The following is a 23842-nucleotide window of genomic DNA, read 5'->3' as shown; positions in this document are numbered from 1 at the left end:
AATTCCTTCCTCCCCCATTTCTCTCAGCTGCCTAGCCAATCCCGGACGCAGCCCCGCAGGAAGGCCGTATCTTCCGCATTGCCCAGCGGATTGCCGGCGCGGTGGCCCCAGATACTCGGGATCGGCCGCAGCTCCGCCTTCCGCAGGAAGGGCAACTCCGCCTCGTTGTCGGCCACGCGAAAATAGATGTCGGTTGCGCCGGGAATCAGCAGCACGCGCGCGTCAATCGCGCGCAGGGCAGCCTGAAGGTCGCCCTTGTAGGTCGGGTTGTCGCTGATGTCGCCGGCGTTCCAGCAGCGCATCTGTGCCAGCAGGTTCGCGGCGTGCTTCCCTTCGAACCGGGCCTCCCAGCTGCGCAGATAGGACTCCAGATCCGGTGTCTCGGGCGTCAGGTGCAGGCCGGCACGGTAGAAATCCTGGCTCATGGCATAGCCGGCATAGTTGCGACCGAAGGCGCGCAACGCGGGTTTGGGCTGGGCCGAAAACAGGCCGTTGCCCCGGTATTCCGGAGCCGCCTCCAGGATCGCCATCTGGGCGCGCAGAAAGACCTGGTTGTGCACGGCGGTGCGGGCGCTGCCGCAATTGATGAAGACCGCCTCGACCGCCTCGGGGAAGAGTGCGGCCCAGTGATAAGCCTGCTGCGCGCCCATGGACCAGCCATAGACCGCGCGCAAGTGCTCAATGCCAAACAGGTCCTTCAGCAGGCGCCGTTGCGCCTGGACATTGTCATAAGCGGTGACGAGGGCGGGGTAGTCCGGCGTGTCGAAGGGGGAGGAGGAGACGCCGTTGCCGAACATGTCGATCTGCACAACGAACCAGCGCGTCGGGTCCAGCACGCCATCCGGCCCGATGAGCCATTCCAGTTCCGCCGTCGTGGCGCCGTAGCTGGTGGGATACAGGACGACATTGTCGCGCGCCGGGGAAAGCGTGCCATGTGTGCGCCAGTGCAGCGTCGCCCCGGCAACCGTGCCGCCTTTCAGAACGGGCAGATCGCCCAGCGCATAGCGTCCGGTTTCCTTGGCCCAGCTGATCATGATCCCTCTCCGGCGGCTGCACCGGCAATGCAGCCGATGCAGCGCGCCGCCGCAAGGCGGGAGAGCGGATCATCGGTCCCGCTCCCCGCAGGGCGGCTAGTCCAGCCGCAGCCCGATACGTTCGATAATGCGGGAATAGAGCATGAACTCACGGTCCAGGAAGGCGCGGGTGGAAGCAGGCGTGCTGTCCAGCATCGGAGTGGTTCCGGTGCTCTCCAGCCTCTCGCGCACGCGGGGCTCCGCCAGTGCGGCGTTGGCGGCCTTGCTGAGGGCCTGGGCCACGTCGTCCGGCAGGTCCTTGGGGCCGACCATCACGGTCCAGGTGGTCAGCTCGTAATCGGGCAGCACAGCCTCGGCCACGGTCGGCACATCCGGGAAGTTCGGGTCGCGGGTGCGGGTGGTCACCGCCAGCAAACGCAGCGCCCCGTCGCGCACCTGCCCGACGACGGAGCCGAGCTGGTCCACTGCATAGAGGGTTTCGCCCTTGATGAGGGATTCCGCGGTCTGCGAGCCGCCGCGATAGGGGATGTGCTGCGCGGAGGTGCCGGCCAGGTTCGCCAGATAGTCCGCGCCGAGATGCGACACGCCGCCAACGCCAGAACTCGCATAGCTGATCTTGCCCGGTTCAGCCCGCAGCCTCTCAACAAGCTGCTGCACGGTGGTGATGCCGGAATTGGTCGGCACCACCACGCCCAGCGGACTGGTGCCGACCACCGTGATCGGCGTGAAGTCCTTGGTGGGGTGGTAGCGGGCCGCGCTGGCGCCGGAAGCAGGGGCAACAGCAAGTGTGGAGGCGGAGCCGACCAGCAGGGTATGGCCATCGGGCTTCGCGCGCCGCACATAATCGGCGCCGATGGCGCTGCCGCCGCCCGGGCGGTTCTCGACCAAAGCACGGCCGTCGGGGGCCAGCAGGGGGCCGAGGCGATCGGCCAGAAGGCGGCCGGCCAGGTCATTGGCGCCACCGGGGGCGAAGGGAACGATGATGGTGATCGGCCGGTCCGGGAAGGCAGCCAGGGCCGGACGGGCGAGGGATAATCCCGCGGCCGAAAGGGCAAGGGTGGCAGCGTGGCCGCCGAAGCTGCGTCGGGTCAGCATGGACAGGTCTCCTGACCGGCCTCGTTTCGGGCCGGTTCGGGAGACAATCTGCCGGGGCTGGCGGGGCGCGTCACCTGTTCCCGTGCCGGTCCCACGGAAAGGTTAGTCATCTCCGAGCGGCCGCCGGACTGGCTCAGGCGTCGCCGACGGTCACCGTGACCATGCCGGTTCCCTCGCAGCTCGCGCATGGCTTGCCTTCAACTGTACCAGAGCCGCCGCAGGCCGGGCAGCTGTTCTGGGCGGTCTGGGAGGAATCCGGGGTCGTCTCATCGCCAGGGCGCGGCGTTCCCTCCGCGGCGGGTGCGGAGACACTCTGGGTAGTTGGCTCGTTGGGCATCGGCGTTCTCCTCTCGGCTGGTCTGTGAACGCCCGCAGGCAAGGCGCCGTTGCGGGGGAACGCCACCAGCGGCGAATGCGGTGCCGGACACCGCGACGCCAGTGTCCTGGCAGGTTGTCGCGATGTCCGGCGCCACTAGGCTGAGGTCAGCTGTTGAATCCTTCCAGCACGACCTTGCCCCGCGCCTTGCCGCTTTCGATGAAGGCGTGGGCACGGCGCAAATTCGTCGCATTGATCGTGCCGAAGCTCTCGTTCAGCGTGCTGCGGATCGTACCCGAATCCACCAGCCGCGATACCTCATCCAGCAGCTTGCCTTGTTCCGCGATGTCTGCGGTGCCGAACATCGAACGGGTGAACATGAATTCCCAATGAAGCGATACCGACTTTCGCTTCAGCAGCATGACATCGAGCGTGGCCGGATCATCGATCAGCGCGAAGCGGCCCTGCGGCGCAATCAGTTCTGCGATCTCGGCCAGGTGCTTGTCCGTCTGCGTGGTAGAGAAGACGAAGGCAGGGGCCCCGATCCCGAGCGCTGCCACCTCCGCCGCCAGCGGCCGGGAATGGTCCACCACGTGATGGGCTCCCAGCTTCAACGACCACTCCCGCGTTTCCGGACGCGAGGCGGTGGTGATCACGGTCAGGTCTGTCATCTGCCGCGCGAGTTGGGTGGCAATGGAGCCGACGCCGCCGGCGCCACCTACGATCAGGATGGCGCGCGCGGCACCCGGAACGGTGTGGGTCTTCACCTGCAGCCGGTCGAACATGGCTTCCCATGCGGTGATGGCGGTCAGCGGCAGCGCGGCGGCTTCGGCGAAGTTCAGCGAAGCGGGCTTGGCGCCGACGATCCGTTCATCCACCAGATGCAACTCGGCATTCGTACCGGGGCGGGTCAGGTCGCCGGCATAGAACACGGCATCGCCCGGCCTGAAGCGGGTGGCATCCGGCCCGGTGGCCTTCACGATGCCGGCGGCATCCCAGCCGAGCACCTGATGCGCGCCGGCCGGGGGCGTGGCCCGCAGACGCATTTTCGTATCCACAGGGTTCACTGACACGGCGCGGACTTCCACGAGCAGGTCATGACCCTTCGGCTCCGGCGCGGGCAGATCGATATCGACCAGCGACTCGGCCTGATCGATGGGCAGGGGCTTCGTGTAACCAACGGCGCGCATGGCGCATCTCCGGAATGTTGCTGGCCGCAGAATTGCGAAGTAGCGTTCTTGATCGCAAGAACGCACATAAAGCGCCCATAGTGTCGAAAAGGATACCGTGATGCCCCGGACCCGCCATCGGTCGCTGGACTGCAGCCCCGGCTGTGCGGTGGAGGCGACGCTCGCCCTTATCGACGGCAAGTGGAAGGGCGTGATCCTGCACCATCTCGGGGAGGGAACGATGCGCTTCAACGAGATCCGTCGGCGCCTGCCAAACGTGACTCAGCGCATGCTGACGAATCAGCTGAGGGAATTGGAGGCGGACGGGCTGATCACGCGGCAGGTCTATGCCCAGGTTCCGCCGAGAGTGGAGTACAGCCTCTCCGAGCGCGGCCGCAGCCTGGCCCCGGTGATCCGGGCGCTGAAGGAATGGGGCGACGAGCATGTGATGGCGGCGGCATTGGCCGGTCAGGAGCCCCGCAAGGCGGCGTAACGACCGAAAGCCCTTACTATCGCGCGTGCGCTGCAGCAAACGTGTCCGCCGCTGCTCTTTCCGGCGGTGCCGCGTTCCTGCAAGGCTGGAACGGCGCGTAGGAAGGACGAGAATGGCCAGGACCGAAACGCCCCCCGACCTGCTGGCCCTGGCCGCCGCTACCAGGGCCCAGGCCAAGGGCGACCCCTTCGCCACTCCCGTCCTGGCTATGGCAGTGGCGCTGAGCCGCCAGCTGGATACCGGGGAGCTGGATCTCCCGATGCTCAGGGCCGCCCTCCGCCAGATCGGGGACTTGGCTTTTTCGGATCGCGCGGCCCGATTGGCCCGCAATGTCGGCGGAACCGATGCCGACGCCGCCGATGCTGCCCTGATCGAGGTCGCCAATCTCGTGGCCCGGCCGGACCCGGCCGATAGCCCCGTGCCCTTTGCCGCCTTCCGCCAGGCTTGCGAGCGGCCGCGGGCGGCCGCGGTCTTCACCGCGCATCCCACCTTCTCCCTGCCGCGCGATACCAATCGCGCCCTGGCCGAGGCTGCCTGCGGCACGCCCGCGCCATCTGGCCTGCCGCTCCGCCCCGTGCCTCCGGATCTGGAGGAGGAATTCACCCAGGCCGTCACCGCCATCGCCAATGGACGGGATGCGCTGGACCGGCTTTCAGCCGCCTTCCTGGGGGTTGCGCGCGACACCTGGCCGGATCGGTGGCGCAGCCTGCTGCCTGCCCCGGTGATCCTCTCCTCCTGGGTGGGCTACGACACGGACGGGCGAACCGACATCAACTGGCAGGACACGCTGCGCCTGCGGCTGCGCATGAAGGAACTCGGCCTCGTGCGGCTGGAGGCGCAGATCACCTCGCTGCCAGAGGAGGGAGCCGGACCGCTGCGCGATCGGGTCGCCCGGGCCCTGGACGCCGTGCGCGCGCAGATCGCGGCCTGTCCACCCTCCGGCACGCCGGAGCCGGAGGCGGCACAGCGCTTCGCCCACCTGCTGGTCGGACGGCGAGAAGACGCGCTGACCACGCCCGAGCCGTTGCTCGAGCTGTTCGGCGGCGCCATCGCCGCAGCGCCAGATGACCAGACGCGGATGGCGCTGCTCGTCGCGCGCGCCGGGCTCGTGGCGCATGGGCTGTCCCTGGCGCATACCCATGTGCGGCTGAATGCCTCGCAGCTCCACAACGCTGCGCGGCTGCGCGCCCCGCATCTGGGCGGCGCGCCGGATGATGCCGCGCGGCGCCGTGCCCTGTTCGGCGCCATCAACGCGGCGCTGGACGAGGCGAAGCCGGAGCCCGTGGATACGGGCGGGCTGCTGTCGGAATCCGCCAGCGCGATGCGGCTGATGATGACGGTGACGCAGATCACCAAGCATATCGACGCCTCGCAGCCCGTGCGCTTCCTGGTGGCTGAAACGGAAAGCGGCTTCACCCTGCTGGCGGCCCTTCTGCTCGCGCGGATCTGCGGGGCGGAGCGGCATGTCGAGATCAGCCCGCTTTTCGAAACCGCGGAGGCCCTGGAGCGGCGCGGCGAACGGGTGATCGAGGAGGCGCTGCGCTCCCCGCATTGGCGCGCCTATCTCAGGGGCATCGGACGGCTCTGCCTGCAATTCGGCTATTCGGATTCCGGGCGCTATGTCGGCCAGCCCGCCGCCAGCCATCTGATCGAGCGGCTGAAGCTGCGCGTGGCCGATCTGCTAGCCCGGCACGGGCTGGGCGATCTGGAGGTCGTGCTCTTCGATACGCATGGTGAGGGGCTCGGACGCGGTGGCCATCCGGACGGGCTGACGGCGCGCTTCGACTATCTCGATCCGCCCGCTGTGCGCGCCGCCTTCGCCGCAGCCCGCATTCCGACGCGGCTGGAGACGAGCTTTCAGGGCGGTGATGGCTATCAGCTTTTCGGCACGCCGGCGCTGGCCCATGCCACCATCGCGCGGATCGCCGAGCACGCCTTCGCGCCCCTGCCGGGTGAGATCACCGATCTCGTCTATGCCGAGGCCGGCTTCGCCGCCGATCTCTTCGCGGGCATGCGCGTCGCGATGACGAGTCTGGTGGAGGATCCGGGTTATGCCGGGCTGCTCGGCGGGTTCGGCCCGGCGTTGCTGGACCGCACGGGATCGCGCCCCGCCGCCCGTCAGAGCGACACGGGCGGCCCCGCCGTCATCCGCCATCCGCGGGAGCTGCGCGCCATCCCGAACAACGCCGTGCTGCAACAGCTCGGCTTTCTGGCGAATCTCGTGCATGGCCTGGGGGGCGGTGCGTCGCGGGAGCCAGAGGGATTTGCCGAACTTCTGCGGAAGTCGCCGCGCTTCGCGGGCGCGATGGCCTTCGCGCGGGCCGGCCTTTCTCTTTCCGATCCCGATGTGTTGCGCGGCTATGTCGCGACGCTCGATCCGGGCATGTGGCTGGACCGCGCGGCGAAGGCTCGCAGCGCGGCCAATGCCACGACCCTAGCCGCCGTCGCGACGGCGCTGGAGGAACTGGGAGTGGGCGATCCCGTGCGCCGCACCTTCCGTCACCTCCTGGCCGACGACACCGCCCTGCGCGGCGCCTGGCCAGCCGATGGCGAGGAACCGCGCATGTCGGACCGGCTCTTCGCCGTGCATGCCGTGCGTCTGTTGCTGATCCACCGGATCTGGATGCGCTCCGTCAACATCCCGGAGTTCTCGCCCCGTCACGGCGTGACGCGCGACGGCCTGCTGCGCCGCCTGCTGCGCCTGGATGTGGAGGAGGCTGCGACGCTGCTGGACGAGGTCTTTCCCGCCCACGAACCGCCCAGCGCCGCGCTGGACTACGCCGAGCCGCCATCCCCCCGCCATGGTGGCTATGGGCGCGAGCATGCGGAGTTGATGGGACCGCTGCGCGAGCTCTTCGCCTTGGTGCGCGAGGCGAGTGCGGTGGTGTCGCTGGAATGCGGGGCTTTCGGGTAGGTCGCGCCGCTCGCCTTCCAAGCCTGCCTCGCGCAGGACCGAGGTCGTCAGAGCTTCCCTGGGTAAGCCGCGCTGATGCTACCGGATGCCCCGGTTCCGGGCCACCAGCCGCGCCAGCTCCTCCACGCCCAGGAAGCGGGGGGAACTGCCGGCGGCCAGCGCGTCCAGGCTGGGCGCGGGCAGGCCGAGGCGGCTGGCATAGATCCAGGAATAGGCCAGCACGCGCTGCACATAGGCGCGGGTTTCGTTGAATGGGATGCTCTCGATGAAGAGGAATGGGTCCTCCCGGTGGCGCCCGGCCGGCATCCAGCGGGCAAGATTCCCGGGGCCGGCATTATAGGCCGCGAGAAGGCGGATCAGGTCGCCCTGGACGTTTTCCTGGCCGGCAAGGTGCAGCAGGTAGCGCTGGCCAAGCTCAAGGCTGAAGCCCGGATCATGCAGCCGGCGCTGGCCGCCCTCCCGCAGATTGGCATCGCCGGTGATGTAGGCGGCGGTGGTGGGCATCACCTGCATCAGGCCGCGCGCTCCCGCGGGGGAGACGGCGTCGGGGTCGAAATTCGATTCCTGCCGCGCCAGGCCGTAGATCAGCGACGGGTCCGCGCGCCAGCCACCCTGCGGCTCCAACCGTGGCACGGGGAAGCGGGCATAGTCGCGCGGGCGCCCATCGGCGGCCTGGGCCTGGGAGGCGAGCATGGCCGCCAACTCCGTCAGCTCGGCGCTGGTGGCGGTGGCGAGCATTGCGCGGGCGAGGGCGGGATTGCCCTGGGCCACGGACCAGAGGCGGCGCAGCTCCGCCTCGGCCCGGGCCTTCTGGCCGATCTGGATCAGGGCCAGGGCGCGCCAGCCGCCGGCTGTCTCCGCCAGCACGGCTGTCTCAGCCTCGCCGGCCACATCGCTCTCCCAGGCAAAGCCGGGAGGAAGGCCGAGGGCGCGGCGGGCGACCAGCCCGTAGAAGGTGCGTGGCTCCTGCGCGGCCTGGAGCATCCAGGGCACGTAGCCTTGGGGCCTCTGGGCGCGGACAGCGGCGCGCGCGGTCCAGAAGGCGGCGGCGGCGCGCAGCACCGCGGGGGCCGTGTCGCTCCGCGCGGCCGTCTCGAAATAAGGCAGGGCCGTCTCATACTGGCCGAGGCCCCAGGCGGAGAGGCCGGCGACGAAGGCAGCCTGCGCCGGCGCGCCCGTGGTTCGGGCCGCCATGGACGCGACGCGAAAGGCGTCCTGGTCCCGGCCGCTGGTGAAGAGGATGAGGGCCACATCCGTCTGCAGCGCGGCGGCGTAAGCCGGTGTCATGCCCCGGGTGTTGGTGATGTGGCGCAACACATCCTGCACGTCGCCGCGGGACGCCATGTCCCGGACGGTGCGGTCCAGGGCGGGGTTGCGGATCAGGGGGCGGGCGGCCGCCGCCGGCGGCTCGCGCTCCTCTGGAGGCACTTCCTGGCCGGGTGCCGGGGGCTCGTCGGCGGCCTTCTCCGCCTCGGGCAGGGGGGGCGGGGCAGCATCCCGGGGCAGGCGGGAGGCCAGCAGGGCGTGAAGACGAGGTGCGTCCGGGTGGTCGCCATACTCCGCGAGCCAGGCACGCAGCTCCGCGGTCGTCGGCTCCACGCCGCCGGGGCGCCAGCGATCGGCCAGGACATGACCCATCAGGCGGCGGTCATCCAGACGCTCGGCTTCCCGCATGGCATGGGCCATTTCGCCGCGGGCCTGCAGTTCGAAGATGCGGCGCAGCCGGGCAGCGTCGGAGGGGGCCAGGGGCTGGGGCAGGCTGCGTTCGGCGGGCTGGGCGAAGCCGGCCAGCGGTGTGCGGGCGAAGGAGAGGGCGATCTCCTGCGGGGTCTTCAGCTCCTGCAAGCGGTTGGATGGCGTCCTCGTCTCCTGCGAGCGCCTGGATAATGTGCTTGCGAGAGTGGTGGGCTCGGGTTCGTGCGCCGCTGCCATGGCGAGAGCCCTGGAGGGCGCTGCCCGGCCCCTTTGCCGTGTGGAGGCTGGCCGGGTTGCGCGGGCGGTCAGGTTTCGGGCGGCCCGGCGTGGCAGGGCGCGCGCGACATCACGCTGGAGCGCGCTGATGGAGACGCGTGCCGGGGGGCGCAGGCTGTCGGACCGGACCATGCGCAGCGCAGGCCGCGCTGCCGCGGCGGCAGGACGGCGCCCATGCACAGGGACGACGCGACGGGGCGCGCGGGCCTGGGCAGTATGGTGGGCCTCACGTGCCTGGACGGCACGACGGGACTCGCGCGGCACGGTCTGCTCACGGCGAGAGGGACTCTCTTGCGCACGATGGGGGGCGGCCTGCGCGACGGGGCCAAACAGGGCCAGCGCCAGCGCCAGGATCGCCCCCACAGCGCGCACTCGCCGGGGGGGACGGCGATCGAGCCCGGGGGGGGAAGCTCGCATAGGCGGAGCGTTAAGAGGGGGATGCCCGTCAGGCAAGCAACCGCTGCGCGAGCTTCGGGCCTGGCGCCCGGAAATCAGGCACTTGGCAGCGACGGAACCTTCACATTTCGTTCATGGAGCTGGGAGACTGTCCGGCTTGGCGTCCAGCGCGCGCTTCAGCAGGCGTAGGTCAGTCCAGGCGTCGCGCTTGCTCGCGGGCTGGCGCAGCAGATAGGCCGGGTGGAGTGTCGCGAGGGTGGGGACGGGGCCAAGGCCGGGCACTTCCAGCGAATGCCAGCGGCCGCGCAGCCGGGTAATGCCCTCATTACGGCGGAGCAGTGCCTTGGCCGCGGTGCCGCCCAGCAGGACGATGTGGCGCGGCCGCACCAGGGACAGGTGGCGCAGCACGAAGGGGGTAAAAAGGTTCATTTCCGCATCTGTGGGGGTGCGGTTCCCCGGCGGGCGCCAGGGCAGGATGTTGGTCAGATAGGCGTTCCGCGCCCGCTCGACCCCGATGCTGGCGAGCATCCGGTCCAGAAGCTTGCCGGAGACGCCGACGAAAGGCTTGCCCTGGCGGTCCTCATCGGCGCCGGGGGCCTCTCCTATCAGGACAAGGCCGGATTCCGGCACGCCGTCGGAGAGGACAAGATTTCCGGCTGTTTCGCGCAGCGGGTGATCAAGGGCGGCCAGGGCGTCGCGCAGGGCGTCGAGGCTATCGATGCCGGCTGCCACTTCCCCCGCGCGGGCGGCAGCGGGGGCGAAAGCGGCAGCTGGTGTGGCCGGTGTGGCGGGGCGGGGGACAGCTGGACGCGGCGCGGGGACAGCCACGGCGGGCTCACGCGGGCGGGTGCGGTCCTGCGGCACCTCCTCCAGCGCCTCATCGGCGCCCCAGGCGATCTGCAATTCCAGCGCGGCGAGCAGGGCCGCTGTCCCGGCCTCGTCCAAATTCATGGGTGTGGTATCGCGCCCCGCCGCGCCCCCGCGCAATGGGCCAGATGCCGATCATGGGTTACGCCGGGGAGGCGGCGAGGCTACATCCGTAGCCGAATTAGGAGGAGCAAGCGTGTCCGAACGCGAGAGCATGGAATTCGACGTGCTGGTGGTCGGCGGTGGCCCCGCCGGGCTGGCGGCCGCCATCCGGCTGAAGCAGGTTGCGCCCGACACCAGCGTCTGCCTCGTGGAGAAGGGCTCGGAGATCGGCGCCCACACTCTTTCCGGCGCGGTGCTGGAGCCGCGCGCGCTGGACGAACTGTTCCCGGATTGGCGCGACGATCCGCCGGCGCTGGCGACCCCGGCCGGCGATGACCGGTTCATGTTCCTGACGGAGAAGCGGGCCTTCAAGCTGCCCACGCCGCCGGCCATGAACAATCACGGCAACTACGTGGTGTCCCTTGGCAATGTCTGCCGTTGGCTCGGCGCGAAGGCCGAGGCGCTGGGGATCGAGATCTATCCGGGCTTCGCTGCCTCCGACCTCGTGATTGAGGACGGGGCCGTAAAGGGCGTCGTCGCGGGCGTGATGGGCATTACCCGGGAGGGTGAGGAAGGGCCGGACTTCCAGCCCGGCATGGAACTCCGCGCCACCTATACGATCTTTGCCGAGGGCTGCCGCGGATCGCTGACCAAGCGGCTCTTCGACATTTATAACCTGCGCAAGGATTGCGCGCCGCAGACCTTTGGCCTGGGCATGAAGGAATTGTGGGAGATCCCGAAGGAGAAGCATCAGCCCGGGCTGGTCTGGCACTCCACGGGCTGGCCGCTGACGAGTGACACTTATGGTGGCTCCTGGCTCTATATGCTCGGGGAAAACCTCGTCTCCATCGGCTTCGTGGTCGGGCTGGACTACAAGAATCCGTGGCTCTCGCCCTTTGATGAGTTCCAGCGCTTCAAAACCCACCCGGCCGTGCGTGGCTTCCTGGAGGGCGGCAAGCGCATCGCCTATGGCGCGCGCGCGCTGAACGAGGGCGGCCTTCAGGCCATCCCGCGCCTGGTCTTCCCGGGCGGCATGCTGGTGGGCGACACGGCCGGCTTCCTGAACGTGCCGAAGATCAAGGGCACCCATACCGCGATGAAGAGCGGCATGGTGGCCGCCGAGGCCATCGCCGCGGTGCTCGGGCAGGAGGCACGGCCGGAGGTGCTGGAGAGCTATCCGGAGGCCCTCCGGAATTCCTGGGTATGGGAGGAGCTGCACAGCGTCCGCAACATCCGCCCGGGCTTCTCCAAATTCGGCTTCTTCGGCGGCATGGCTGCGGCGGCGTTGGACACCTATGTGTTCCGCGGCAAGGCGCCCTGGACCTGGCCGCATCATGCCGATCACGAGACGTTGCGGCCTGCCGCGCAGAGCAAGCGCATTGTCTATCCGAAGCCCGACGGGAAATTGACCTTCGACCGGCTCTCCTCGGTGTTCCTCTCGAACACCAACCACGAGGAGAACCAGCCCGTGCACCTCGTGCTGAAGGATCCCGGCCGTTGGAAGGCCGTGAACTGGGAGCAGTTCCGCAGCCCGGAGAGCCGCTACTGCCCGGCCGCCGTGTATGAGGCGGTGGGACCGGAGGCGGAGCGCGAGTTGCGCGGCACGCCGGACGCGGAGGCGACAGGGGATGGCGCGCAGGCGGAGGCAGGTGATGCCAGCGTGCAGCTGGTGATCAATGCGCAGAACTGCGTGCACTGCAAAACCTGCGACATCAAGGACCCGACGCAGAACATCGACTGGCGTACGCCTGAGGGTGGCGGCGGGCCGAACTATATCGGCGGCATGTAGCCGCCGGTGGGCCTTCGCCTGACGGCGGGGCCGATAAGGCCGGGGAGAGTTGCTCCCCGGCCTTTTTCATGCCGAGACCGCGCCGGTGATCAGTAAGCCGCGCGATAGATCGCCAGGATTCGCTCCGCGCTGAGGGTGCGAGGGGTGTTACCTAACCCGTCGCTGCTGGCATGCGCTTCGGCCGCCATGGCCGGAAGCGCGCTCTCCGGCACACCCAGGCGGGAGAGGTGCATGGCCAGGCCCAGGCCCTGGCAAAAGCCGCGGCTGCTTTCCAGGACCGCCGAAGGCGTGTTGGAGGCGGGCAGGCCAAGCGCTTCCAGCACCTGTTTCGTCCTCATGGGCGAGGCAGAGGCGTTGAAGGCCAGGATATGGGGGAAAAGCAACGCGCTGGCGACGCCATGAGCAATCCCGTGGCGTGCGCCAAGCGGATGAGCCAGGGCATGGACGGCACTGGCGTCCGAGGCCTCCAGGCAGAAGCCGCCATACATTGCGGCCAGGGCGAGGCCAGCCCGTGCCTCCTGGTCGGTGGCGTCCAGCACGGCGCGTGTCAGGAAGCGGCCAATGAGGTGGATGCCTTCGAATGCGTGGGGATCGATGACCGGATTGGACTTCGGGTTGGTGAGGGCCTCGGTGCAATGGGCCATGGCGGTCATCCCGGTCGTGGCGGTCAGGGCGGCGGAAAGGGTCGTGGTCAGGTCGGGATCGATCACCGTCAGATCCGCCAACAGATGGCGGCTTCGCACGGCCAGCCTAGCCGGGGTGGCCGGATCGGTGAAAAAGGCACGCGTGCCGACTTCGCTGCCCGTGCCGGCCGTGGTGGGCAGCTGAATTAGGGCGGCGCGCCGGCCGGCCAGCCTGTCCGGTCCTACCACTTCTCTCAGCGTCTGACCGCTGCCTGCCAGTGCCGCAGCGAGCTTCGCCAAATCCATCACGCTGCCCCCGCCGAAACCGATGACGAGCTCAGGCCTTGCTGCCTCGGCTACCCCGAGAAGCTCGTTGAGCGTTGGTACTTCAGGATCCGGCTTCGCCCGGCCGAAGACGGTCAGGCGGCCGGTCAGGCCGAGCCGGTCCAGACGGGTGGCGTTGAAGGCATCCGTCACCACGAGGACGCGCTTCATGCCGCGCTCCTCCACCCATGGACGGATAACGGACAGGGTCCCGGCGCCGAAGGCGATGCGTTGAGGGTGAAGAAGATCGGCGGAGAAATGGAAATCGGGCATCGGTTCGGGTCCGGTGGGCGGGAGGATCCCGCATCCCCCTCAGTTTTGCAGCACTGTTCGGAAGGTCATTCCTTGTTGAGGGCAGGTGGAAGAGCCACCCTCATCATCACCCCGTTAGGAGTGGTGCCGCGTGAGCCCCATTGTCATTGCCGTCGCCATCACCGGTTCTGTGCCGCGCAAGCGCGACAATCCCGCGGTGCCCACCAGCCCTGCGGAGCAGGTGGAATCCACCCATGCTGCCTATGAGGCCGGAGCCTCCCTGGTTCATATCCATGTCCGCAACCCCGATGAGAGCCCATCCTCGGACCCCGCGCTGTTCGCGCAGGTGCAGGAGGGGGTGCGGAAGCACTGCCCGGGCATGATCGTGCAGTTCTCCACGGGTGGGCGCGGCCGAGATCCCTCGGCCCGCGGTAACGCGCTGGAGTTGCGGCCGGATATGGCATCGCTCTCCACCGGCTCGGTCAACTTTCCGACCATCGTCTATGAAAACCCGGCATCGCTGGTGACGGAACTGGCCGGCAAGATGCAGCGGTACGGCGTGCGGCCGGAAATCGAGGTTTTCGACCTCTCCCACATCCATGCCGCCCGGCAGCTGGTCGATGAGGGGCTGATGGACGATCGGCCGCATGTGCAGTTCGTCATGGGCGTGCGCAATGCCATGCCGGCCGAGGAGCATTTGCTGGACATCCTGTTGGAGGAAACGCGGCGCGTGCTGCCGAGGGCGACCTGGACGGCAGCGGGCATCGGCGCCAACCAGGCGCAGGTTATCGAGTGGGTGCTGGCGCGCGGTGGTGACGGGCTCCGCACGGGTCTGGAGGACAACATCCGCGTCAGCCGCGAGCGGCTTGCCGCCAGCAATGCCGAACTGGTGCGGTTGGCCGTTGAGGCAGCTGCCCGCCAGGGCCGCCGCCCAGCTACGCCTGCCGAGGCGCGGGCGGCACTCAGTCTTCCTGCCACGACTTATTAGGAGGCCAGCGGCGGGCGTGATCTCCAGCGGCGCCGGCCCTCGCCGGGGCGGCCGGGTCAGGATCGGCCCGTTGTTCCCTCCACGGCGCTTTCAGGGTGGCGGGAAGAAGGTGGCCGAGGCCAGTGTGGCCGGATCAGCATCGTCCTTCAGCCCGGTGCCGGTCAGCTTGCGCGTCAGCGCCTCCCGCATGAGCCAGGCGAGCTTGGCCGCCGCCAGATCGGGGCTGAGCCCGCCCGAGGTGTGGATGTTGGAGATGCAGTTGCGCTCGGAATCGCGGCGGCCCGGACGGGGCTCGTAGGTCAGGTAGATGCCGAGGCTGTCGGGCACGCTCAGCCCTGGCCGCTCGCCGATCAGCACCGCGACCAGCCGGGCCTTGAGGCGCGCGCCAATCTCGTCCCCCAGCGCCACGCGGGCCTGGGTGGCGATCACGGCCGGGGCGATGCGCCAGCCCGGCAGGCGGCTGAGGCAGGCACGGAAGACAACGGCGGCATGGCGTTGCACGGCGGTGGCGGAGAGGCCGTCGGCGAGCACGAAGGCGACGTCGAAGGGACCTCCCGGCGGCGTGGGCAGGCTTTCCGGGTGCAGCCGACGGCCGAGATCGGGGCGGCGGAGATAGATGCCGCGATCCTGTGCCGCGCTGCGGGCATGCAGCACCGGATGCGGCTGCAGCGCCGCTTCCAGGGCTGCTGAGTCCAGCGGCGCATGCACGGCATCACGAGCCAGGGCATGGGCCATCTGGAAGCCCAGCACCTCGCGCAAAGGAAGTGCATCGCCAGTTTGGCCGAGCCCGATACGTGCACGCGTGGCTGCCCGCAAACGGGCCCAGGGGTCAATAACAGGATCGGTGATGTGTGCCTCAGCCACGGGCGCCCGCCTCATGCGCCAGTTTTCGCAGGCCGGAGGTGGAGAGTTCCGGCGGGCGGATGGCGCCGCCCGGCTCTGCAATGCCCATGCGGATCAGCCAATCCTCAAACTCCGGCGCGGGGCGCAGGCCGAGCATGCTGCGCAACGCGAGTACATCGTGGAAGGAGAGGCTCTGGTAGTTGAGCATGATGTCATCCGCGCCGGGCACGCAGATCAGGAAATGCACGCCCGCAACGGCCAGGAGGGTCATCAGACCGTCCATGTCGTCGCCATCGGCCTCGGCATGGTTGGTGTAGCAGACATCCACCCCCATCGGCAGGCCGAGCAGCTTGCCACAGAAATGGTCCTCCAGCCCCGCGCGGATGATCTGCTTGCCGTCATAAAGGTATTCGGGGCCGATGAAGCCGACCACCGTGTTAACGAGCAGTGGGCGGAATTCACGGCAGACGGCATAGGCGCGTGCCTCCAGCGTCTGCTGGTCCACGCCGTGATGGGCTTCGGCGGAAAGAGCGCTGCCCTGGCCGGTTTCGAAATACATGACTTCGCTGGAGGGACCGCTGCGGCCCAGGGATAAAGCGGCATCCCGCGCTTCCCGGAGGATGGCGAGATCCACGCCGAAACCGCGATTGGCACCCTCCGTGCCCGCGACGGACTGGAAGACCAGATCCACAGGTGCCCCGCGCCGCATGATCTCGATGGCGTTGGTCACGTGGGTCAGCACACAGGTCTGGGTGGGAATCCCATATTGTGCACGCAGCGCGTCCAGCATCTCCAACAGGGCGACGCAGTTGGGCACGCTGTCCGTGGCGGGGTTTACGCCGATCACTGCATCGCCGGAGCCGTTCAGCAACCCGTCCAGCGTGGAGGCGGCAATGCCGCGCGGGTCGTCGGTGGGGTGGTTTGGCTGCAGCCGGGTGGCCAGCCTTCCCTCCAGGCCAAGGGTGGAGCGGAAGGCGGTGACGACGCGCCGCTTGCGCGCCACGACGATCAGGTCCTGGTTCCGCATGAGCTTGGAGACGGCTGCCACCATTTCAGGCGTCAGTCCCGGCGCGATGGCCGCAAGGGCCAAGGCATCCGCCTGATGGGAGAGGAGCCAGTCGCGGAAGCCCCCGACGGTGAGATGCGCGATGGGTGCGAAGGCGGCCGTGTCATGTGTGTCGACGATAAGGCGCGTCACCTCATCGGCCTCGTAGGGGATCACTGTTTCCGACAGGAATGTCCGTAGTGGAAGGTCGGCGAGGGCGTGGCGCGCGGCCACGCGTTGCGCGTCGCTAGTGGCGGCGATCCCGGCCAACTCGTCCCCGGAACGGCGAGGCGAGGCGGCGGCGAGAAGATGCGGCAAGTTCTCGAAAACGTGGCGCTCCCCTCCGGCCACGGCGCACCACTGCCCCATGGTCAGCCGGCCTCGCCGATCAGCAGATGCAGAGCGCGCAGGATCATGGCGCGCTCCGCCTCATCGAAGGGCGCCAGCTTTTCCTGCTGGTGCTGGTGGGCGGCGGCCAGCACGGGCTTTACGCGGGCTCGGCCCTTGGGGGTGATGTGGATTAGCACGCGGCGGCGGTCCTCCGGCGTCGGCTTGCGGCGGACCAGATCCTCCGCCTCCATGCGGTCGAGAACCTTGGTCATGCTGGGCTGCTTCATCAATGCCATGTCGGCGAGTTGCCCGACCGAGAGGCCGTCCGCATCCGTCAGGCAGGCCAGGACACGCCATTCCGGGACGGAAAGGCCCCAGTTCTTGAGCGCGGCATGGAAGGAGGAGGAGACCTCGTGGCTTGCCCGGGCCAGGAGATAGGGCAGGTAGGTCTCGGTAAATCCGGCCACGGACGGATTGTATCCCTTTTCATATATCTTGACCGGCGCCCCCGATCTGCGCCCGAATGGCTGGGAACGCATAGAAGGTGGGCCGAGCATGTTGGCGGACCGCATTGAGCACAAGTGGATCGAGGCCTTCACCGAGATCCTGGCCAAATGCGCCGTGAAACCGGGGGAGGCGGTGGCCATCCTCTCCGAGACGCAGTCCCGCGCCTTGAACGTCCATCTGGCGGAACTGGCTCTGCTGCGGCTGGGTGCGCGGCCCTATCACCTGGTACTGCCGACAGGGCGCAACCCCTATCCCGTGCCGGTCCGCTCCACCGGTGCCAGCGAGGCGATTGGCGGGCTGGAGCCGGTGGTGGGCGCCCTGGCCGCCAGCGGGCTGGTGGTGGACCTGACGGTGCAGGGACTGATGCATGCGCGGGAGACGGCCGCGATTCTGAAGGGCGGGGCGCGCATCCTCTCCATCTCCAATGAGCATCCGGAGGCGCTGGAGCGGATGCGGCCGGATGATGCGCTGGCCGCGAGGGTGAAGGCTGCCACGAAGATGCTGCGCGGCGCGAAGCGCATGAGCGTGCGCTCGGCGGCCGGCACGGCACTGGAGATCGATATGGCCGGTGCCACCACCGTGGGCGTCTGGGGTTGGACGGACCGGCCGGGAACCCTGGCCCATTGGCCCGGCGGGCTGGTGGTGAGCTTCCCTGCCGCCGGAACGGTGAATGGCACGCTGGTGCTGGACACCGGCGACATCAACCTGACCTTCAAGCGTTATCTCGCCGCCCCGATCCGGCTGACCATCGAGCGTGACTATGTCACGGCCATGGAGGGCAACGGCCCTGATGCCGAGATGATGCGGCAATCCTTCGCGGCCTGGGGCGACAAGGAGGCCTATGCCGTTTCCCATGTCGGATTCGGGATGAATCCGGCGGCGCGGTACGAAGCACTTTCCATGTACGGGCAGCGCGACACGAACGGCACGGAGCTGCGGGCGGTGGCGGGCAACTTCCTTTTCTCCACCGGGGCGAATGAATTCGCGGGGCGCTATACACCCGGGCATTTCGACATCCCGGTGATGGGGACGGATATCCTGGTGGATGGGACGCCCGTGGTGGTGAGAGGCGTGCTGCAGGAGGTGTTCGGCTGATTTCTTGCTGGACAGGTCCATTCCTTTTCATATGATCCGTTGCGAACAAGGATAGGCTGGCATGGCGGATGCGACGGATGTCGTGATGCTGCACGGGATCGGGGCCGATTCACGGCTCTGGCAGCCGCAAGTCACGTCCTTCGCCACGCGTGGCTACCGCACCGTGCCGCTGGACTTTCCAGGCTATGGCGGCCGCCCGCCCGTCGATTCCATGGACTTCGAAGGGTTGGCCGCGGATGTGGAGGCGGCCATCGCCGCGCGCGGGCTGGAACACCCGGTGCTGCTCGGGCACTCCATGGGCGGCATGGTCGTGCAGACTCTGCTGCGTCGCCGGCCTGAAGCCTATGCAGCCGCCATTCTCTGCGCGACCAGCCCGGCTTTTGGAAACCCCTCCGGTGAGTTCCAGCAGAAATTCGTGGCGGCGCGGATGAGGCCGCTGGATGAGGGGTTGTCCCTCGCGGATATCGCGGAGGACACGCTGGCCAAGCTCGTCGGCCCGCGCGGTGTCTATCCGGCCTGGCGCGGGCTGGCCATCGAGGCGCTAGGGGCCACGCCGTCCCAGACCTTCCGCGCCGCGGTCCGGTGCCTGGTTACCTTTGATGAACGGCCGAGCCTGGGCACCATCCGCATCCCTACGCTCTGCCTGGCCGGGGAGGCCGATACCAATGCCCCCGCATCGGTGATGGAGCGCATGGCAGGCCAGATCCCTGGGGCGGAATATATCTGCCTGCCCGGGATCGGCCATATGCCGAATATCGAGGCGCCGGCTGAGTTCGACGCGGCCGTCCTGGCCTTCCTGGACCGCCATTTACAAGGGACGCTTTCCTGATGGACACGCTGCCCGCGGACGCGATGCAGGATGAGCCGATCTTCGCGCCGGAGGCCTTCAACCTGACGCCCCAGCAGGCGGAGCTGACGGCCCGTGCGCGCCGTTTCGGCAAGGCCGTGCTGGCGCCCCGCGCCGCCACTTACGACCGGGAGGCGCGCTTCCCGATCGAGAATTTCCGCGACATGCACGGCCAGGGCCTGCTGCGTATCTGCGTGCCGGAAGAGGATGGTGGGGAGGGGGCTGATTTCACCACCTACTGCCTGACCGCCGCCGAGCTGGGGCGCTACTGCGGCGCCACGGCGCTGTCCTGGAACATGCATGTCTGCTCCACCCTCTGGTCCGGCCTGCTCTCGGAGGATCTGGAGATGAGCGAGGCCGACCGCGCCGTCCATCGCGCGCGCCGGTCGAAGCACTATCAGCGCATCATTCAGGACGGCGCCATCTACTCGCAGCCCTTCTCGGAGGGAGGCGCCGCCGCGGCCGGTGCCATCGCCTTCGGCACCGAGGCGCGGCCGGTCGAGGGCGGCTACATCGTCACGGGCAAGAAGATCTTCGCCAGCCTTTCCGGTTCGGCCGATTATTATGGCATCCTATGCACGGAGCGCGTGGGCGACGAGCCCGCCAGCCGTCGCAACACACTCTACCTCGCCGTGCCCGCCAATGCACCGGGTGTTTCAGTGGTGGGCGACTGGGATCCGCTGGGCATGCGCGGCACCGTTTCGCGCACGCTGCTGCTGAAGGACGTCTTCGTACCGGAAGACGCCATGTTGATGCCCCGCGGCGTCTATTTTCAGGCGGCCGGGCGTTGGCCACACATGTTCATGACGCTGACGCCCACTTACATGGGCCTCGCCCAGGCGGCCTATGACTTCACGGTCTCCTATTTGCGCGGGGAACTGCCGGGCATGCCGCCGGTGAAGCGCCGCATGTTCCCCACCAAGCAGATCGCAGTGGCAGAAATGCGGATCATGCTGGAGCAGACCAAGGCGCTCTGGTTCCAGGCGGTGCGAGAAGCCCGTGCCGACCCGACGCGGGAACAGGTGCAGCGCGCCTATGCCGCGCAATACACGGTCATGGAAAATGCCAACGCCCTGGCGGCCAAGGCCATCCGGACCTGCGGCGGCCAGGCGATGCTGAAGAGCCTTCCGCTGGAGCGCATCTATCGTGACAGCCGCTGCGGATCGCTGATGCTGCCCTGGACGGCGGAGATCTGCCTGGATCGGCTGGGGCGCGACACGCTCTACAATCCTGGCGAGAAGGACGATTGAGCGGGTGACGAACCTCGCCAGCCTCATCGACTGCAACGCGGCCTTCGCGCCAGAGAAGGTTGCGATCCGGTTCGAGGGCGAGGTCATCACCTATGCCGGCTTCGCGGCGATGGTGGGCCGTGCGGCGCATACCCTGCGCGCGCAGCACGGCGTACAGGCTGGCGATCGCGTGGCCGTTCTGGCGGCCAACAACCCGGCCTATCTGGCGCTGCTTTACGCCTGCGCGCGCCTGGGGGCTATCCTGTTGCCGCTGAACTGGCGCCTGGCAGCGCCCGAGCTGGGCTACATCCTCGGGCATGCCGAGCCACGCGTCGCCTTTGTGGAGCCCGGTTTTGCGGAGGTGCTGCATGAGGCTGCGCCGACCCTTCCGGTCGCCCCGCTCGAATTCCAGGGGAATGTGGCCGATGCCGAGGGGGCCGGCACGTTCGATCAGCCCGTGCTGCTCGTCTACACCTCCGGCACGACCGGCCGGCCCAAGGGGGCGGTACTGCGGCAGGAGGCGCTGTTCCACAACGCGGTGATGAGCCACCACCTGCACGGCATGACGGCCGAGGACCATATCCTCTCTGCTCTGCCCTTCTTTCATGTGGGTGGGCTGAACATCCAGACCACGCCGGCGCTGCAGATCGGCGCGACGGTCACCATTCATTCCCGATTTGCGCCGGATGCGGTGCTGGCCAGCATCGCCACGGACCGGCCGACGCTGATGCTGACCGTGCCAGCGGTCCTGCGTGCCCTGATGGCGGCGCCGGGCTGGGCGGAAGCCGATCTGTCCTGCTTTCGCGCCATCAGCACGGGGTCGGAGCCGGTGCATCAGGGCCTGATCGATGCCGTCCGGGCACGTGGCGTACCCTTGCTCCAGGTCTATGGCGCAACGGAGAGCTGCCCCATTGCCGTTTATACCCGGCTGGGCGGCGATCTTTCGCGTGGCAACTCCACCGGCCTTCCCGGCCTGCTCTGCGAGGCGCGCATCGCGGATGATGACGGCAAGGAAGTGCCACATGGTGTCGCGGGCGAGGTGCTCCTGCGTGGCCGGAACCTTTTCCAGGGCTACTGGCGCGACGAAGCGGCGACGGCGGCCTGCATGAAAGATGGTTGGTACCGCACAGGCGATATCGGCACGCGGGATGCCGACGGGTATTTTTTCGTGCATGACCGCAAGAAGAACATGATCATTTCCGGCGGGGAGAACGTCTATCCCGCTGAAGTGGAGCGCGTGCTGCTGGAGCATCCGGCCGTCGCGGAGGCTGCGGTGCTCGGCGCGCCCGATCCGCGCTGGCAGGAGGTGCCGGTCGCCTTCCTCGTGCTGCGCGCCGGCATGGCGCTGGAGCCGGAGGAGGTGCGCGCGCATGTCTCCACCCGGCTGGCCCGCTTCAAGGTGCCGCGCGACGTGTTCTTCACGGATAGCCTGCCCCGCACCGCCCTGGGCAAGGTGCGGCATTTCGAGCTTCGTCCCCTGATCGGAACCGACGCATGACGCTTCGCATCGCTGTCCTGGGCGGTGGTAACGGCTCCTTCGCCGCAGCGGCGGATATGGCGCTGGCCGGGCATGAGGTGCGGCTGTGGCGTCGCGACGTGGCGGCGGTGGAGGCACACCGGGCCGCCGGTGGCGTCATCTCCGTGAAGGATGCGCGCGGCACGCATGAGGCGCGCCTCACCCTGGTTACCGCTGAAATGGCGGAGGCGGTACGCGGTGCGGAGCTGATCCTCTGTCCCACGCCCGCCACGGCGCAGGCCGACATCGCCCGCCGCCTTGCTCCCTGCCTGGAGGACGGGCAGGTGGTCTTCCTGCCGCCGGGCACGCTCGGCACAGTGCTGATGGCGCGGGCGCTGCACGAGACCGGCCGCAGCCCGAAGGTGGCTTTTGCCGAGACGGGCACGCTTCCCTGGCTCACCCGCAAGCACGGGCCTTTCCAAGTGGCGATCACCACCCGGGCCACGCGCCTGCCGGTCGGCGTCTTCCCGCTGGACCGGGCGGAAATGGCGCTAAAGGTAATCGGCGCCGCCTTTCCCGGTGTGATCGAGCCCTGCGGCGATGCGCTGTCCGGCGCGCTGATGAATGCGGGCGCGATCATCCATCCGCCGCTGATCATCATGAATGCCGGCCCGCTCGAGCATTTCGAGAAATGGGACATCCATAACGAGGGTACCGTTCCCGCCATCCGCCGCACCACGGACGCGCTGGATGCCGAGCGTGTGGCGGTGCGTGAGGCGCTGGGCTACGGCGCCCCGCATTTTCCGCTTGCCCATCATTACGCGAAGGAGGGGGAGGAGTGGATGTATGGCCGTGCCTCCCATGACCGCCTGACGGAATCCGGGGACTGGCGGGAGCGGATTGTGCTGACCGAGCACCGCTACATGATGGAGGATCTGCGCCTCGGCCTTTCCCTCATCATTTCTGCGGCCGGGTTGGCGGGGGTGGATGTGCCGCTGGCGCGGGCCTTCTCGGCCATTGGTGCCGCTATTCGCGGGGAAGCGCCGAACCATGCCGGGCGGACCCTGGCCGATGTCGGGCTCGGCGGCCTGGACCGCGCCGGGACCGACCGGGTCCTGCGCCATGGCTTCTGAGCGCGCATCCATTGCCTGCCTTGGCGCGGGGCGGATGGGGCGCGGCATCGCCGTGCAATTCGCTTATGCCGGGCATGACGTGGTGCTGCTGGATGCCAAGCCGCGCGCCCCGGAGGCCTTCGAAGCACTGAGGCGCGAGGCCCTGGCCGAGATTGGCGGCGCGCTGCACACCCTGGGTGAGCTGGGCCTCTTCGATTCGGCCCGGACCGACGCGCTGCTGGCGCGCGTGCACGTGGCACCGGATGCGGAGGCTGCGGAGGTTCTCGCCGGGGCAGGCATCGTGTTCGAGGGCGTGCCGGAGATCCTCGACCTCAAGCGCGACATGCTGGCCCGCGCTTCCGCGCTGATGGCTCCAGAGGCCATCCTGGCCTCCACCACCTCCACCATCCTGGTGGACGACCTCTCGCCATCCGTGGTCGGGCCGGAGCGTTTCCTGAACGCCCACTGGCTGAACCCCGCCTATATCATCCCGCTGGTTGAGGTTTCGCCCGGCCGCGGCACGGCTCCAGAGGTGGTGGCGCGGCTGAACACCGTGCTGGAATCGGTGGGGAAGGTGCCCGTCACCTGCGCCGCCAGCCCCGGCTATATCGTGCCGCGCATCCAGACGCTGGCGATGAACGAGGCCGCGCGGATGGTCGAGGAGGGCGTCGCCAGCGCCGAGGACATCGACAAGGCCGTAAGATATGGCTTCGGTTTCCGCTTCGGCGTGCTGGGCATGCTGGAGTTCATCGACTGGGGTGGGGGCGACATCCTGTACCATGCCAGCCGCTATCTCATCGGCGCGCTGGGGCATGAGCGCTATCGCGCCCCGGAGGTGATCGAGCGCAACATGCGGGAAGGGCGGATCGGGCTTCGCACGGGGCAGGGTTTCCTGGACTATGCCGGGCGGGACCTCGATTCCTACCGTCGCCAGCGCCTCGGTGCCTTGGTCGAAAGATTGCGGGCCGAAGGGCTCGCCAAACCACCCGTGCTGCCGGACTGACGGCCGACAAGGGGGAAGAAGGGACGGCGCGCGGGCACGGCG

The 23842-nt window shown here is 68.5% G+C and carries 20 protein-coding genes; 10 read left to right on the top strand and 10 right to left on the bottom strand.

Annotated features, from left to right (window positions below):
- Positions 1–23: 23 nt before the first annotated feature.
- From ACO1BU_RS09750 to ACO1BU_RS09735, 4 genes are all read right to left on the bottom strand, one after another.
- Positions 24–1034 (bottom strand): alpha/beta fold hydrolase, encoded by a 1011-nt coding sequence (locus tag ACO1BU_RS09750; protein ID WP_424135740.1) that lies wholly within the window; start codon positions 1032–1034, stop codon positions 24–26.
- A 96-nt stretch (positions 1035–1130) separates the two neighbouring features.
- On the bottom strand, positions 1131–2129 hold the full coding sequence (locus ACO1BU_RS09745; RefSeq protein WP_424135739.1) for a Bug family tripartite tricarboxylate transporter substrate binding protein: 999 nt from the start codon (positions 2127–2129) through the stop codon (positions 1131–1133).
- Between the two features lie 133 nt (positions 2130–2262).
- Positions 2263–2466 (bottom strand): hypothetical protein, encoded by a 204-nt coding sequence (locus tag ACO1BU_RS09740; RefSeq protein ID WP_424135738.1) that lies wholly within the window; start codon positions 2464–2466, stop codon positions 2263–2265.
- A gap of 146 nt (positions 2467–2612) precedes the next feature.
- Positions 2613–3635 carry a zinc-binding alcohol dehydrogenase family protein gene (locus tag ACO1BU_RS09735; RefSeq protein WP_424135737.1) on the bottom strand — a complete coding sequence of 341 codons (1023 nt, stop codon included), beginning with the start codon at positions 3633–3635 and terminating at the stop codon, positions 2613–2615.
- Between the two features lie 100 nt (positions 3636–3735).
- Here ACO1BU_RS09735 and ACO1BU_RS09730 point away from each other — a divergent pair, with 100 nt between their 5' ends.
- Positions 3736–4107, top strand: coding sequence for a winged helix-turn-helix transcriptional regulator (locus tag ACO1BU_RS09730; protein WP_424135736.1), 372 nt, complete (start codon positions 3736–3738; stop codon positions 4105–4107).
- A 112-nt stretch (positions 4108–4219) separates the two neighbouring features.
- Positions 4220–7021 carry a phosphoenolpyruvate carboxylase gene (locus tag ACO1BU_RS09725; protein ID WP_424135735.1) on the top strand — a complete coding sequence of 934 codons (2802 nt, stop codon included), beginning with the start codon at positions 4220–4222 and terminating at the stop codon, positions 7019–7021.
- Between the two features lie 78 nt (positions 7022–7099).
- On the opposite strand, the gene ACO1BU_RS09720 is transcribed toward ACO1BU_RS09725, so the two are convergent.
- Together ACO1BU_RS09720 and ACO1BU_RS09715 are read right to left on the bottom strand one after the other, a co-directional pair.
- Positions 7100–9364 carry a lytic transglycosylase domain-containing protein gene (locus tag ACO1BU_RS09720; RefSeq protein WP_424135734.1) on the bottom strand — a complete coding sequence of 755 codons (2265 nt, stop codon included), beginning with the start codon at positions 9362–9364 and terminating at the stop codon, positions 7100–7102.
- Positions 9365–9520: 156 nt separating this feature from the next.
- Positions 9521–10339: a uracil-DNA glycosylase gene (locus tag ACO1BU_RS09715; protein ID WP_424135733.1), complete on the bottom strand. Its 819-nt coding sequence runs from the start codon at positions 10337–10339 to the stop codon at positions 9521–9523.
- A 130-nt stretch (positions 10340–10469) separates the two neighbouring features.
- On the opposite strand from ACO1BU_RS09715, the gene ACO1BU_RS09710 reads away from it, so the two are divergent.
- On the top strand, positions 10470–12146 hold the full coding sequence (locus ACO1BU_RS09710) for an electron transfer flavoprotein-ubiquinone oxidoreductase (protein WP_424135758.1): 1677 nt from the start codon (positions 10470–10472) through the stop codon (positions 12144–12146).
- Positions 12147–12235: 89 nt separating this feature from the next.
- On the opposite strand, the gene ACO1BU_RS09705 is transcribed toward ACO1BU_RS09710, so the two are convergent.
- Complete coding sequence (locus tag ACO1BU_RS09705; RefSeq protein WP_424135732.1) at positions 12236–13366, bottom strand: iron-containing alcohol dehydrogenase family protein; 1131 nt, start codon at positions 13364–13366, stop codon at positions 12236–12238.
- A 130-nt stretch (positions 13367–13496) separates the two neighbouring features.
- Here ACO1BU_RS09705 and ACO1BU_RS09700 point away from each other — a divergent pair, with 130 nt between their 5' ends.
- Entirely contained in the window at positions 13497–14333 is an 837-nt protein-coding gene (locus ACO1BU_RS09700; RefSeq protein ID WP_424135731.1) for a 3-oxoadipate:acetyl-CoA acetyltransferase, read from the top strand.
- A gap of 90 nt (positions 14334–14423) precedes the next feature.
- Here ACO1BU_RS09700 and eutC read toward each other — a convergent pair whose 3' ends face one another.
- The 3 genes from eutC to ACO1BU_RS09685 are packed head-to-tail and all read right to left on the bottom strand — an operon-like array spanning position 14424 to position 17018.
- The gene (gene eutC, locus ACO1BU_RS09695; protein ID WP_424135730.1) at positions 14424–15197 is read right to left on the bottom strand and encodes an ethanolamine ammonia-lyase subunit EutC; all 774 of its coding nucleotides are present in this window, start codon (positions 15195–15197) and stop codon (positions 14424–14426) included.
- Entirely contained in the window at positions 15190–16590 is a 1401-nt protein-coding gene (locus ACO1BU_RS09690; protein WP_424135729.1) for an ethanolamine ammonia-lyase subunit EutB, read from the bottom strand. Before ACO1BU_RS09690 ends, eutC begins: the two co-directional genes overlap by 8 nt.
- A gap of 2 nt (positions 16591–16592) precedes the next feature.
- Positions 16593–17018, bottom strand: a complete 426-nt coding sequence (locus ACO1BU_RS09685; RefSeq protein ID WP_424135728.1) for a MarR family winged helix-turn-helix transcriptional regulator — start codon at positions 17016–17018, stop codon at positions 16593–16595.
- Positions 17019–17106: 88 nt separating this feature from the next.
- Here ACO1BU_RS09685 and ACO1BU_RS09680 point away from each other — a divergent pair, with 88 nt between their 5' ends.
- The 6 genes from ACO1BU_RS09680 to ACO1BU_RS09655 all read left to right on the top strand — a co-directional run bounded on the left by ACO1BU_RS09680 (position 17107) and on the right by ACO1BU_RS09655 (position 23800).
- Entirely contained in the window at positions 17107–18153 is a 1047-nt protein-coding gene (locus tag ACO1BU_RS09680; protein ID WP_424135727.1) for a 2,5-dihydroxypyridine 5,6-dioxygenase NicX family protein, read from the top strand.
- A 61-nt stretch (positions 18154–18214) separates the two neighbouring features.
- Positions 18215–18982 (top strand): alpha/beta fold hydrolase, encoded by a 768-nt coding sequence (locus tag ACO1BU_RS09675; RefSeq protein WP_424135726.1) that lies wholly within the window; start codon positions 18215–18217, stop codon positions 18980–18982.
- Positions 18982–20250 (top strand): acyl-CoA dehydrogenase family protein, encoded by a 1269-nt coding sequence (locus ACO1BU_RS09670; RefSeq protein ID WP_424135725.1) that lies wholly within the window; start codon positions 18982–18984, stop codon positions 20248–20250. The genes ACO1BU_RS09675 and ACO1BU_RS09670 overlap by 1 nt, the downstream gene beginning before the upstream one ends.
- Positions 20251–20254: 4 nt before the next feature.
- A complete protein-coding gene (locus ACO1BU_RS09665) occupies positions 20255–21727 on the top strand; it encodes a class I adenylate-forming enzyme family protein (protein ID WP_424135724.1) in 1473 nt (490 codons plus the stop codon).
- The gene (locus ACO1BU_RS09660; RefSeq protein ID WP_424135723.1) at positions 21724–22818 is read left to right on the top strand and encodes an NAD/NADP octopine/nopaline dehydrogenase family protein; all 1095 of its coding nucleotides are present in this window, start codon (positions 21724–21726) and stop codon (positions 22816–22818) included. Before ACO1BU_RS09665 ends, ACO1BU_RS09660 begins: the two co-directional genes overlap by 4 nt.
- Positions 22808–23800 carry a 3-hydroxybutyryl-CoA dehydrogenase gene (locus ACO1BU_RS09655; RefSeq protein ID WP_424135722.1) on the top strand — a complete coding sequence of 331 codons (993 nt, stop codon included), beginning with the start codon at positions 22808–22810 and terminating at the stop codon, positions 23798–23800. Before ACO1BU_RS09660 ends, ACO1BU_RS09655 begins: the two co-directional genes overlap by 11 nt.
- The last annotated feature ends 42 nt before the right edge of the window (positions 23801–23842 follow it).

It is taken from the genome of Roseomonas chloroacetimidivorans (assembly GCF_049629625.1).
Taxonomy (GTDB): domain Bacteria; phylum Pseudomonadota; class Alphaproteobacteria; order Acetobacterales; family Acetobacteraceae; genus Roseomonas; species Roseomonas chloroacetimidivorans.
Note: the sequence above shows the minus strand (reverse complement) of the source record. Positions and strands in the feature narration are given on the sequence as shown.